12 protein-coding genes and 1 other annotated feature are annotated in these 13,046 nt (G+C 37.7%); of the genes, 11 read left to right on the top strand and 1 reads right to left on the bottom strand.

What is annotated here, in order from left to right; all coding sequences use genetic code 11:
* Window positions 1-34 precede the first annotated feature (34 nt).
* The 8 genes from QBE53_12255 to QBE53_12220 all read left to right on the top strand — a co-directional run bounded on the left by QBE53_12255 (window position 35) and on the right by QBE53_12220 (window position 6,727).
* Window positions 35-421: a DUF2089 domain-containing protein gene (locus tag QBE53_12255; protein ID WZL80573.1), complete on the top strand. Its 387-nt coding sequence runs from the start codon at window positions 35-37 to the stop codon at window positions 419-421.
* 14 nt (window positions 422-435) lie between these two features.
* Complete coding sequence (locus QBE53_12250; protein ID WZL80572.1) at window positions 436-891, top strand: hypothetical protein; 456 nt, start codon at window positions 436-438, stop codon at window positions 889-891.
* 151 nt (window positions 892-1,042) lie between these two features.
* Complete coding sequence (locus QBE53_12245) at window positions 1,043-1,186, top strand: LDCC motif putative metal-binding protein (protein ID WZL80571.1); 144 nt, start codon at window positions 1,043-1,045, stop codon at window positions 1,184-1,186.
* A gap of 89 nt (window positions 1,187-1,275) precedes the next feature.
* Window positions 1,276-2,301, top strand: coding sequence for a Fe(3+) ABC transporter substrate-binding protein (locus QBE53_12240; GenBank protein WZL80570.1), 1,026 nt, complete (start codon window positions 1,276-1,278; stop codon window positions 2,299-2,301).
* The gene (locus QBE53_12235; protein ID WZL80569.1) at window positions 2,302-3,930 is read left to right on the top strand and encodes an iron ABC transporter permease; all 1,629 of its coding nucleotides are present in this window, start codon (window positions 2,302-2,304) and stop codon (window positions 3,928-3,930) included.
* Complete coding sequence (locus QBE53_12230; protein WZL80568.1) at window positions 3,923-4,597, top strand: ABC transporter ATP-binding protein; 675 nt, start codon at window positions 3,923-3,925, stop codon at window positions 4,595-4,597. Before QBE53_12235 ends, QBE53_12230 begins: the two co-directional genes overlap by 8 nt.
* Before the next feature lie 73 nt (window positions 4,598-4,670).
* Window positions 4,671-5,354 carry a response regulator transcription factor gene (locus tag QBE53_12225; GenBank protein ID WZL80567.1) on the top strand — a complete coding sequence of 228 codons (684 nt, stop codon included), beginning with the start codon at window positions 4,671-4,673 and terminating at the stop codon, window positions 5,352-5,354.
* Window positions 5,351-6,727: a HAMP domain-containing sensor histidine kinase gene (locus QBE53_12220; GenBank protein WZL80566.1), complete on the top strand. Its 1,377-nt coding sequence runs from the start codon at window positions 5,351-5,353 to the stop codon at window positions 6,725-6,727. The genes QBE53_12225 and QBE53_12220 overlap by 4 nt, the downstream gene beginning before the upstream one ends.
* Here the strand turns inward: QBE53_12220 and corA are convergent.
* The gene (gene corA / locus QBE53_12215; protein WZL80565.1) at window positions 6,711-7,766 is read right to left on the bottom strand and encodes a magnesium/cobalt transporter CorA; all 1,056 of its coding nucleotides are present in this window, start codon (window positions 7,764-7,766) and stop codon (window positions 6,711-6,713) included. The genes QBE53_12220 and corA overlap by 17 nt on opposite strands.
* 123 nt (window positions 7,767-7,889) lie before the next feature.
* Here corA and QBE53_12210 point away from each other — a divergent pair, with 123 nt between their 5' ends.
* The 3 genes from QBE53_12210 to QBE53_12200 all read left to right on the top strand — a co-directional run bounded on the left by QBE53_12210 (window position 7,890) and on the right by QBE53_12200 (window position 12,711).
* Window positions 7,890-8,789 carry a tryptophan-rich sensory protein gene (locus QBE53_12210; protein ID WZL80564.1) on the top strand — a complete coding sequence of 300 codons (900 nt, stop codon included), beginning with the start codon at window positions 7,890-7,892 and terminating at the stop codon, window positions 8,787-8,789.
* Window positions 8,776-11,391, top strand: coding sequence for a TetM/TetW/TetO/TetS family tetracycline resistance ribosomal protection protein (locus tag QBE53_12205; protein ID WZL80563.1), 2,616 nt, complete (start codon window positions 8,776-8,778; stop codon window positions 11,389-11,391). Before QBE53_12210 ends, QBE53_12205 begins: the two co-directional genes overlap by 14 nt.
* A gap of 114 nt (window positions 11,392-11,505) precedes the next feature.
* Entirely contained in the window at window positions 11,506-12,711 is a 1,206-nt protein-coding gene (locus tag QBE53_12200; protein WZL80562.1) for an OFA family MFS transporter, read from the top strand.
* Between the two features lie 60 nt (window positions 12,712-12,771).
* Window positions 12,772-13,001: a binding site (T-box leader), on the top strand.
* Window positions 13,002-13,046: the final 45 nt, after the last annotated feature.

The following is a 13,046-nucleotide window of genomic DNA, read 5'->3' as shown; positions in this document are numbered from 1 at the left end:
TCAGTTGATTAAGAAAAATGATGGAGGTGGCAAGATGCAATATAATGCTCCTGGAAAATGTCCGGTTTGTGGAGAGCGCTTAACGATTACAAAGCTAAGTTGCCGAAAATGTCATACGAATATTGAAGGCCAATTTAACCCATGTGAATTTTGCAGTTTACCAAAAGAGGACTTACATTTTTTAAAAACATTTATTAAGTGTAAAGGTAGTATTAAAGAAGTTGAAAGGGAAATGGGCATTAGTTATCCGACCGTAAAAGGGAAGTTGAATAATTTGATTGAAGCCTTAGGGTTTCATGTAGAAGAAGAAGTAGACGCTCAAGAACAAGCACTTGAGCGAGAGCATATCTTAAGTGAACTAGAACAAGGCAAAATCAATGCGGCACAGGCAACACAAAGATTGAATGCGTTAAAGAGTTAGGAGGATGACTAAGGATGAATAACAAAGAACGTATTTTAAAAATGATTGAAGAGGGAAAACTTACGGCGGCGGAAGGCTTGGATTTAATTGAAGCATTAGGCGAAACCCAAGAAAAAGAATCCTCTTATCATCATAAGCAGGAGGAAACAGCGAACACATCTGTTCGTAAAAGTGGATTCACAAAATTAAAAATTCGTGTCGTAGTAGAAAAAGAAGAAATCAACATTAATGTGAACATTCCATTAAGTCTTGTAAAAATGCTGAGTAGTGTAGCTGGAGACTTTGATAAACTTATTCCACAAGAGGCAAAAGATACCATGAAGAACAATGGAATTGATTTGAATGGTTTGGATTTTGCAAAGATCATTGAATCCATTGAAAAAGGAATTTTGGAGAATCCTGATATTGTGAATATCGATATACAAGATCAAGAGGTTGGGTTAGTACAAATCCGAATTTATGTTGATTAATAAAAAAAGTAGTAAAAAAAACTTCGCAAAAAAACTGTTGCATAGGATTAATATGCAGCAGTTTTTTTTGATTTTTAAGGATGCGTCATATTTGTGCCATATTTTCTAGAGATAATAAAGTGTAATCATTGTGATAAAAAGGAGTGAGATGATGAAAAAGATTGGAAAACGATGGAAAGCGTTTCTTGATAAAATTGCAGATCAAAACAAGTCCACGTATGGTGAGGGCAAACTGCATTGTTGTGAACTAAAAAAAGTGACCGAAGATAAAAAACATCAATCAAAAATTCATTAATGCAATTAAAAAAACTTGACGTGAAGGCGTTCGTCCTTTATAATTGCGATTGAAAATCATTGTCAATACCACAATATAATGGAGGAAAAATGAAAAAATTTGTTTTTGCAATTTTTGTTTTAGTAGCGAGTATTGGTTTGGCTGGATGTAGCCAAGATACAGGCGATATCGTTAATATTTATACCGATAGACATTATGATACGGATCAGGTGCTTTATGATAAATTCACTGAAGAAACGGGCATTACAGTTAATGTACTTAAAGCGGGATCCGATGAGCTTTTGGAGAAACTAGAAAATGAAGGTAAAGACACGCAAGCAGATCTTTTGATAACTTCAGATGTAGGGCGTCTATATCGTGCAGGGACAAGAGGTTTAACACAACCTTTTGTATCAGCAGTCGTTGAAGAAAATGTACCTAAGCACCTTCGAGCAACAGACAATATGTGGACTGCGCTTACGGTTCGAGCTAGAATCATAGCTTATTCTCTTGAACGTGTTCAACCTCAAGAATTATCCACTTATGAAGCACTGACAGATCCAGAATGGGAAGGACGTGTTCTTGTAAGATCATCTGGGAATATATATAATCAGTCCCTGTTGGCTTCATTTATTGCCCTTAATGGCGAAGAGGCATCAAAAACTTGGGCACAAGGTATTGTTAAGAATATGGCTCGTTCTCCAGAAGGAAATGATAGAGATCAAATGAAAGCAGTGGTTGCTGGTGATGGCGATGTGGCTATTGTGAATACATATTATGTAGGAAAGCTATTAAACTCTTCAGATAAATATGAAGTTGAAGTGGGTGAAAAAATCGGTGTGTTCTTCCCAAATCAAGAAACGAACGGCACCCACATTAATATAAGTGGTGCGGCACTGACTCAACATGCTAAACATAAAGAGGCTGCCATTGCACTACTTGAATTCTTAACAGGGGAAAAGGCACAATCCGATTATGCAAATGCAAACTATGAATATCCGGTCAATCCATCAGTTGAACCGTCAGAATTACTTCAAAGCTTTGGAGATTTTGACATTCAAGAGATTGACTTATCATTGTTAGGTGAATACAATGAAGAAGCCGTTAAGATATTTAATGAAATAGGGTGGAAATAATTGTTTATAAAATTTAAAGATAGGGGACTTAGTCCCCTTTTTATCATTGTCAGCATTATTATTGCATGTATTGTGTTGCCCTCGGTGTTTATCTTTGTTCGATTAATTCACCCGCCGACACAAGCGTGGCAGCATATTAAAGAGTTTGTGCTGTTGGATTATATTAAAAACTCATTGATTCTTGTGCTTGGAACCAGCGTTGTTGCGGGGATACTTGGGGTGTTCTTTGCTTGGTCAGTCTCAAGATATAGCTGGCGCTGGAATGGTGTTTTAGAGATTCTATTATTTTTACCCATGGCGATACCGCCCTATATTGCAGGGTATGTGTATGGAGGTATCTTTACCCCTTTTGGAACTTTGGACCGAATCTTAGACCGATTAAATATAACACCGATTCGAATTGACATTCTCTCAATGGGGGGAGCTATTTTTGTTTTCGGCATCTTTCTAATGCCATATGTGATGCTTGTAACCAAAGGCTTCTTTGAGCGTATGCCAAAAAATATTGAAGAGTCTTCATTGCTACTTGGCAAGACACCAACACAAACTTTTTTTCGAGTTATCTTACCCATGGCAAGAGGTGCACTTGTGGGAGGTATTGTTTTGGTTATGCTGGAGGTGCTTAATGATTTTGGTTTGGTTGAATATTTTGGTATCAAAACGTTTAGTACAGCGATTTATACGACATGGTTTGGGTTATCCGATGTGGATAGTGCAATTCGATTAGCAGCCAGTTTAATGAGCCTTGTTATCATTATATTATTAATAGAACAATTTTTTAGGGGACGGGGGAAGTTGAGTCAGCCAAGAGCTGTCGCCGACCGAGGTAAAAAAAGAAAAGCGAGTCGAGGATATACACTAATTTTTTATGGTGTGACAAGTTTATATATAGCGGTTGCTGTTGTGATTCCTATGCTTCAGTTATTATGGTGGAGCCTGATTGCTAAACAGACATCGGTCATGCGTCGTTTTGTTTCTATTATGGCGAATACGTTATTCGTGGGGGTTTTGGTAACTGTTTTTGTTATTATCAGCGGTATATTGATTGGGAATTTACATCGTCTGAAACCAGGATTCTTATCAAAAATATATTCTCGGATTGTTATTTTGGGGTATTCCATTCCGGCGTCGATTATTGCCATTGCTGTTTTTGTCTCCTTTGTCGCACTTGATCGGAGCTTGGCAGGCATATATAATACTCTAGGCCTAAAAAGTCTTTTTCTTTCAGGAAGTGTTATAGTCCTTGTTTTCGCGTTGACGATTCGATTTATGGCCATTGGATATAACAATATTGAATCTGGATTTAGTAAAATGGGAAAAAACTATTATGAAGCGAGTAAACTTCTTGGTCGAGGAGAATGGCAAACCTTCTATTATGTCGATTATCCTATGTTAAAACCTGCATTAGTCAGTGCTGCCATTCTAACATTTGTAGATGTAATCAAGGAGTTGCCTTTGACATTGATCTTACGACCATTTAATTTTGATACATTGGCAACTAGAGTATTTACTTATGCAGGAGATGAGATGATTCATGAAGCCAGCGTCTACTCGTTGCTGATTGTTGGAGTCAGCATGATTGCCCTAATTATTTTGATGCGAATAAAGAATGGAGTCAAGCATGATTAAATTAGAAAATATATGTTTTAAGTATGACAATGCAAAAGAAGATACGCTAAAAAGTGTTGACTTATCGATGAATGATGGGGATATCTTGGCTGTGGTAGGTCCTAGTGGTGGAGGCAAGTCAACATTGCTGCGTATTATAGCGGGACTTGAAAAACCACAAAAAGGTGCCATGTATCTTGGAGAACGCAAGATTATTGGAGAGCATACATTTGTTGTTCCGGAAAAACGCGGGATTGGAATGGTTTTTCAAGATTATGCTCTATTTCCGCACATGACAGTTTATAAAAATATTGAATATGGAATGTTTAAGATGACGAAAGTTCAAAAAAGACAGCGGGTAAAAGAAATGTTGGCCCTTGTCAATTTAGAAGAGATGGAAAACCGCTACCCTTTTGAGCTTAGTGGTGGTCAACAGCAACGTATTGCACTAGCAAGAGCGCTAGCCCCAAGACCTGAGATTCTCTTACTGGACGAACCGTTTAGCAACTTAGATACCCACTTGCTGCAAAAAATTCGTGATGAACTTTTTGAGATTATCGCTGAGGTTGGGATAACAACGATTATGGTTACCCACAATCCTGAAGATGCTAGAGAAAAAGCGAACCGTATTGTACGTATTGAAAAAGGGGTAGCAAAAGAGATTGCAGAAAAAGAACTTTGGATATAACATATTAAATCCTGTATAATATAAGTATCAACTTGTCGTAGGTGAATGCATGAGTTAAGAAAGTAGGGGTGTCATGTTTCGAATATTAGTGGTTGAAGATGAAGCAGATATTAGTTCTATTGTGATGAAATATATTGAAAAAAATGGGTATGAAGGCCGTTTAGCAGAAAATGGTTTTGAAGCCCTTGAACTTTTTTCAGAAGAACGGTTTCATCTCGTAGTCCTTGATATTATGATGCCTGGAATTGATGGATTTGAAGTCCTTGCAAGAATACGTGAAATCTCAGAGGTGCCTGTTATTATGTTGACGGCAAAGCAAGAAGAAGTCGATCGGATCAAAGGTTTTGAAGAGGGAGCCGATGATTATGTGGTTAAGCCCTTTAGTCCGCGTGAACTGATAAGTCGGATAAAAGTGTTCTTAAAGCGAATCTATAATGATAACGATGAACTCATCTTGTCTTATGAAGACTTAAAGCTTTACACATCGTCTATGAAACTTTATCGTGGGAAAGAAGAGATTGAATTGACGTCAACGGAGTTTAAGTTGCTTTTTGTCATGATGCGTAATATGAATCAGGTGCTTACACGAGAGCAAATTATCGAGTCAGCTTTTGGTATGGATTATGAAGGTTTTGACCGCAGTATTGATACCTATATTAAGCGAATTCGACAAAAGATTGAGCCGAATCCAAAACAACCGTTATACCTAAAGACCAAATATGGGTCGGGATATGTATTTGGAGGTGGAAACCAATGAGTTTGCGAAAGTTGTGGTTGATTATCTTAGTCATTGTATCGGTAGTCTCTGTTGCTATTAATACATGGATTTTTGCTTATCTAACAGATCGGTATTTTTCAGATTATTTAAATGAAAGTTATGATTTACATGTTAATCAGATACTAGACTATACTCAGGCTGCGTTAAAAGCGGATATTCCTTATGAATATATGCTTATTGAATTGGAGTCACATCTAAATGATCCAATTATCGCCTTGAAGCTTTATGATGCAGAGGGAAACCACTTGCTTGAAGTAAGTAGTGATTACTATCTAAATCCGCAAATGGGTGAGGGAATGATGGGAAGGCACATGATGGGGCAGATGTGGACGCCATCTTCAGAAGAAGTTCATCAATATGAGATCATTGTTGATGGAGAAAAAGCTGGGATTATGAATATCACCTCCCATAGCCTGGCAGAAAACTCTTTTGTAGCAAGACGATTTAAAGATGCATTGTTCTCCAACAGTTTGATTGCCGTGGCGATAACCGTAGGCATCGCCACACTTGTTGGGATTGTGGTTAGCCAAATGATGAGTCGATCAATGCACGATACTGAGGAACTGGCCAACAATATTCAATTAGGGCAAAGTGTTCAGATGAAATCTTCAGGTATTCAAGAAATCAATGGAATCCGTGAAAGCCTGATGGAATTAAATGCACGGTTAAAGTTAAAACAAAAAACGAGAAAAACTCTTATCGATCAGCTGATTCATCAGACAAGAACCCCTTTAACCATATTACAATCGCACATTGAGGCTATTGAGGATGGGGTTGTAAAAATTGATAAAAAGGAAATACAAACCTTTAAAAATCAAATCAGTGATATTACATCAATTATTTCGAATATGAGTTCACTTATTGGTGCGAGTAAGGATACAGATGAAATAAAAATTGAAGCTTTTGAAGTGAGTACATTGTTAAAACAAATGAAGCAAGGATTGATTGCCCAGTTTATGAAGAAGAATATTGAATTAAATATTCTATCAACTCAAGAGATTACACTAAAAACAGATAAATATAAATTGAGTCAATCCATTTATAATATATTGGTCAATGCGTATAAATATACCCAAGCACAGGGACGCGTCAATATATCTTATGAACTTGAGCATGACCGACTCTTGCTGCGCATTCAAGACACAGGTATGGGAATTATGCAGGAAGATTTTGATAAGATTTTTTCTGCATATTATCGAAGCGCAGGTGTTGCGGATATTAAAGGTGATGGTATAGGTCTATATATTGTTCGTGAAAACATTCAAAGTATAAAAGGGCGTGTCTTTGTAGAGTCGGTCATTGGAGAAGGCAGCACATTTACAATTGATATTCCGATTAATCCCACTTTTTAAATTTGAAAAAAAGAAGCATACTTAAGGTGATAATCAGACAAATAGCGACAAACATATAAAATCCAGTTGGAGAATTTAGCCATGGCATATGCGAAAAATTCATTCCAAAGACACCGGCAAGAAAAGACAGAGGAATAAATATTGCAGAGAAAATAGTAAGGGTCATCATGGTTTTATTCATATCATTACTTGCATTAGCCATCTGCATTTCATGTAAGCTGTTGGTCATCTCCTTGTAGGCATTTAGTGCATCAGATATTTGATGAAGATGATCAAGCAGGTCGCTGTAGTAAGGGAGCATGTCCTTTGGGATATGCTCCTTGTTGACGAGAGCAGTGATGGAGTCGCGAATAGGTGTTACAGAATTAATCAAATGCAGTAATTCTTTGCGAAGTGTATAAATATGTGCACGACTTTTGGGGTCGCTATCAAAAATTTTCAGCTCAATGTCCTTAATATCTGAAGCTAGACGGTTTAAGATGCCAAAGTACTGATCTACGAGGGAGTCGATTAAAGCATAGTACAAGAATTCGCTTCCAAATTCACGAACCTTTCCATAGTCTTTTTCTATTCGGGCACGTATATTGTCAAAGACATCCCCTGGAGTTTCTTGAAAGGTAAGAATAATATTGTCATAATGTACGATGGCTAGGTGTTCATGAATAATCTCAGTACTTTTTAGGTACATCATTTTAAAGATTGAAAATAAATAGGTCTCATTGGTTTCGATTTTGCTCCATTGGGAGACATGGACAATGTCTTCTAGGTCCATTTGATGAAGCTTAAACTCTTTGCCGATGTCTTCGATTAATTGAATGTTATGCAGTCCAACGATATTAAACCAATACACTCTATCCGTCTTAAAGGGACCATGGATGGTTGATACGTTGCTTTTTGTGTAGTTTTTTTTGTTATATTCAATGCATTCAATGTGGATATTGACATCATGGTGTTGACCGCTATAGGATAAAGTCCCGGGAGGCTCATTGTTTGCATTTTTTTTGCCATGTAAAAAATTGAGTGAATCATTAATAATCATAACATACTCCTTTGGTGTAATTATTCGTCTGTTTTCAATATACACCGAATACAATAATCTTGCAATGCAATGGCTAAAATGATACTATTAAATAAAAAAAAGAGAAAATATGGAGGTAATAGGATGAAAATGAATGTGTCAAAACAAGACTTCACTGTACCTGTCATAACGTCGATTTTTTACTTGGTTATGGTTGCCATGAATGCATTAGCAAATATATTGCCGTTTAACGGACAAACCACAGGGGAGATTTCGGATGCATATGCAAATCTGTTTGCACCAGCGGGAATTACATTTTCCATCTGGGGGGTCATCTACATTTTATTGGGCCTTTATTGTATTTATCAGGTATTTATGGCAAGACGCAGCGAATCATATGTACGATTAAAAATACAACGCATTAATGTTTTATTTATTGTGACATCGATTGCTAACACTTTGTGGATTATTGCATGGCATAATGAATGGATGGTGGTGTCTTTGGCACTTATCATTATCATTTTGGTTGGACTCATTATGATAAAACGTCAAACAGCTAAGTATATTCGTGGAACAAAGCACCAATGGTTTATTGATGTCCCTTTTTCAGTTTATTTTGGATGGATTACCATTGCAACCATTGCAAATGTTGTGGTTGTTTTAGTAGGTATCGGATGGGAAGGATTCGGATTATCCGATAATTTTTGGATGATTGTTGTATCTATAATCGGAGTGCTAATTGGCGGATGGACCATGACAAAATATAGAGATGTCTTTTATGGCTTGGTCATTTTGTGGGCCTATGTTGGCATTTTAATTAAGCATACATCGGCGACTGGTTTTTCAGGACAGTATCCGGCGATTATTGTAACGATTAGTTTTTGTATCGTTGCACTGGTTGCCCTTCTTGGCAATATTTTCCGTTTGACTCTTTTTGGAAAACGTGATGATGCCAAGAAAAAAATGGAGCCAAAGAAGATGCAAAATAATGTGAAAGCGAAGCAAGAAAAACGAAAGAAACTGAGTGAACATGATGAAAAATAATAAAATATCTATAGGGATTTTGGCGCATGTAGATGCCGGAAAGACGACGCTGTCAGAAATACTGCTTTACCTTACTGGTAAAATTCGTAGCTTAGGACGTGTCGATCACCAAGATGCCTTTTTAGACACCTATGCATTGGAACGATCAAGAGGCATTACAATTTTTTCAAAACAGGCGGTGCTATCAATAGGAGATTTTGATGTAACATTATTAGATACCCCTGGACATATTGATTTTTCTTCGGAAATGGAACGGACACTTCAAGTGCTTGATTATGCAGTTTTGGTCATCAATGGAATGGATGGTGTCCAATCCCATACGTTGACACTTTGGAAACTTCTTGAACGTTACCATGTGCCGACGTTTCTTTTTGTCAATAAAATGGATCAAGTTGGAACGGATAGAGAGAATATTCTTGAGCAGCTGCACACACGTTTAAGCGAAGAGTGTATTGACTTTATGCCAAAAAAATCATGGGAGCAACAGTATGAGAGTATGGCCATGAGTGATGAGCAGGCGATGGAAAAATACTTGGAATCCGGAACATTGGCAAGGGAGGACATGCAAGAGCTAATTGTAAAACGCAAAATTTATCCTGTTTTCTTTGGGTCAGCGTTAAAAAACATTGATATAGATACGCTATTATCTGGATTAGGAACATATATGCGACCAAAAAAATATCCGGATATTTTTGGTGCGCGTATTTATAAAATCTCAAGAGATGAGCAAGGAAACCGTTTGACACACCTTAAGTTGACAGGGGGAACGTTGCGTGTAAAAGAGATTGTTGAAGATGAAAAGATAGACCAGATACGTATTTATTCCGGGCAACAATATGAGAGTGTTCAAGAAATAAAAGCGGGAAGCATATGTGCAGTAACAGGTTTGATGGGGACTTGGGCAGGAAAGGGACTAGGTTTTGAAGAATATACGTATCGACCGTTTATTGAACCGGTCTTAAATTACCGTATTGAGTTGCCGCAAGGGTGCAATGTCGCAAAGATGCTAGAAGATTTAAAAAAGTTAGAAGAAGAAGAACCACATTTAAATATTGTCTGGAATGAAGCGTTGGAAGAAATCCATGCAAAAGTCATGGGGGAAATAGAGATTGAAATACTTCGAAGCATGATTTTGGAACGTTTTGGGGTGGCGGTGGAGTTTAGTACAGGTAATTTAGTCTACAAAGAGACTATTAAACATCCGGTTATCGGAATGGGACACTTTGAACCGCTGCGACATTATGCGGAAGTGCATCTGCTCATGGAACCCAAAGAGCCCGGTAGTGGTATGGAATACGTAACTGAGTGTAGTGAGGATGAACTCGATAGAAATTGGCAGCGACTAATTCTGACCCATTTAAAAGAACGTGAACATACGGGTGTCTTAACAGGTTCCCAGATTACCGACATGAAGATTACACTGATTGCTGGTCGAGGACATCTAAAGCATACAGAAGGAGGCGATTTTCGACAAGCCACCTATCGTGCTCTTCGTCAAGGTTTAATGCAAGCAGAGAATGTTTTGCTGGAACCTGTGTATACGTTTCGCATGGAATTACCAAAAGAATACTTAGGACGTGCCTTATCGGATATCGAGCGTATGTATGGGCGCTATGAAGAGCCTGTTTTTGAAGACGATTGGGTTACATTGGAGGGTACAGCTCCGGTTAAGACAATGATGAACTACCAAACAGAGGTATTATCTTATACGAAAGGAGCAGGTCGCTGCTTATTTTCACTGAATGGATATGCACCTTGTCATAATTCGGATGAAGTCATTCTGGAGAAGGGCTATGATCCGGAAAATGATCCGCTAGAGCGCAGTGGCTCGGTATTTTGTAAAAAAGGCGCTGGTTTTTATGTTCCGTGGGATCAAGTGGAAAAACATATGCACATTGATACAGGCAGATTTTTGGAAACAAAAGAGAACGATGGCTTATTACCTGTGCAAATGCCTTCCCATCAATCATCAACCATGAGGCGGGAGATATCGACCGATGAAGTTGAGCAAATATTAAATCAAACCCATGGAAAGCAAAAACGTTATCAAGAGTCAGATAATGCAAAAGTCGTCTATGGTCAAAAGAAAACATCTGTATCGCAAGGAATGAAGGTTAATAAAAGTAAAGATAAAGATCACTACTTGCTTGTGGATGGATATAATATTATCTTTGCGTGGGATAATTTGAAGGAAACAGCTAAGACCAGTTTGGAAGCAGCACGAATGGAACTACTGGATATTTTATGCAATTACCAAAGTCAAAAAACAGAACGTATCATTGTGGTTTTTGACGCATATCGTGTTGTAAACAATCCGGGAACACAATTAAAATATCACCAGATTGATGTAGTTTACACCAAGGAAGCAGAGACGGCAGACCAATATATTGAGCGTTTTGTTGAAAAAATACGTCCGGATTATGAAGTGACAGTGGCAACATCCGATGTTTTAGAACAAGTCATTATCATGGGAAAAGGTGCAAGACGGCTTTCGGCAGAGCACTTTCGGCAAGAAGTTGAACGTGTACATAAGCATATTCAAGAACGCATCAGCGGAAAAAGCGAAGGTGTGAATAATAAAATTACATTTGACAAGGAATGATTTTATTGCATTGATGTCAAGGTTGTGTTAAACTAATAAAAATACTTTGATAGTCAAAGTATTATAAAAAAGAAGCTGTTACTAAACAATGACAAAAGATGAATGGAGATGACTGTGAAGGTACAAAAAAATAATGTCAAACGATGGAGTTATGTAGTCTTAAGTGTGTTGCTCATGATGATGTATGGTACCGTGTATTCCTGGAGTGTTTTTCGGGTTCCGGTGGAGACGTATTTTAATATAGGAGCGACGTTAAGTGGGCTTCCATATATGTTTTTTTTATTAACGTATGCACTAAGTATGATGTTAGGTGGGGTTCTCATTGAAAAATACTCCCCAAGAGTACTATTGATTGGTGGAGGTCTATTTGTTACAGTTGGTTGGTTACTTTCTGCCTTAAGCTCAGGAATTATCATGTTGACAATTACATATGGAATTCTTATTGGATTTGGTGTGGGTGTTTCCTATGGCGTACCGATTTATGTTATGACCCAGTGGTTTCCCAAAAAGCGTGGTATTGTTGTAGGTATTATACTTGCAGGATTTGGCTTGTCGCCATTAATTACGGCACCTTTTGGATATTGGATGATTGAATCTTTTGGTCTAGTTCAAACACTTATTAATTATGGCGTGCTTTTTGGTGTGCTTATCCCATTGCTTTCCTTTACAATCCAAACACCGAAAGTCGCCGAACAAAAGCAACAAGGTGATGAGAAGCCGAATCAAAGTGAAGGTTCTTTAAATGTAGTGATGATAAAAACAAAAAGTTTTTTTGTGGTTTATGCATGCTTTTTCATTGGAACCATGATAGGTCTTACCATTATTGGCTTAACCAATAATATTGGAACCGTCGTTGCGAAGCTAAGCCCTTCGGTGGTGGCGTGGTGGATGACAATATTTGCATTGTTTAATGGATTGGGACGTCCGGTCTTTGGATGGATTACAGAACGGTTTCGTCCAAGTATAGCTATGCGTACGTCTTTTTTACTTATTTTTATGGCTTCAGTACTCATGTTATTGGCGGGAGAAAAACATGGTGGGATTTATGTCTTTTCCTTTAGCCTTCTTTGGTTTAATCTTGGAGCATGGCTTGCAATTGCGCCAATTACAACAATGACCCTTTATGGGATGAAAAAGTATAGTAAAAACTATGGCATCATTTTTACCGCCTATGGGTTTGGAGCGGTTGTTGGCGTAATGAGTACGGGAATTTTGATTGACCTTTTTAATAATTACACGGTGATTTTTATATTCGTTAGTCTTCTTTCAATGACGGGGTGGATCCTTAGCCGGCAATTAGATAAATATGAAGTTGCATAAAAATATTTAAATTAGAGCTTTACAAAAAAGCTTTTGTTCTATACAATAGGAGGTAATATAGATAAAGTGATGAAAAGAAGAAGTAGATGAGCAACATTTTTCAGAGAGTAGCCGGATGGTGGAAGGCTATAAGTGTGCTGATACGAATACATCTTGGAGCTGCTGCCTGAAATATAAGTAGGGTAAGACGGGAACGCCCGTTATAGCGTAAGAGTATGTTTGTACTCGATAAGGGAAGCTTTGTGAGAAGCTTCTAATCCAGAGGTGGTACCGCAGATTATGCCCTCTGTTCCTTAGGGAACAGAGGGCTTTTATATTTTATACAAGGAGATGAA

Source organism: Vallitaleaceae bacterium 9-2, assembly GCA_038396585.1.
Lineage (GTDB): Bacteria > Bacillota > Clostridia > Lachnospirales > Vallitaleaceae > UBA1351.
Note: the sequence above shows the minus strand (reverse complement) of the source record. Positions and strands in the feature narration are given on the sequence as shown.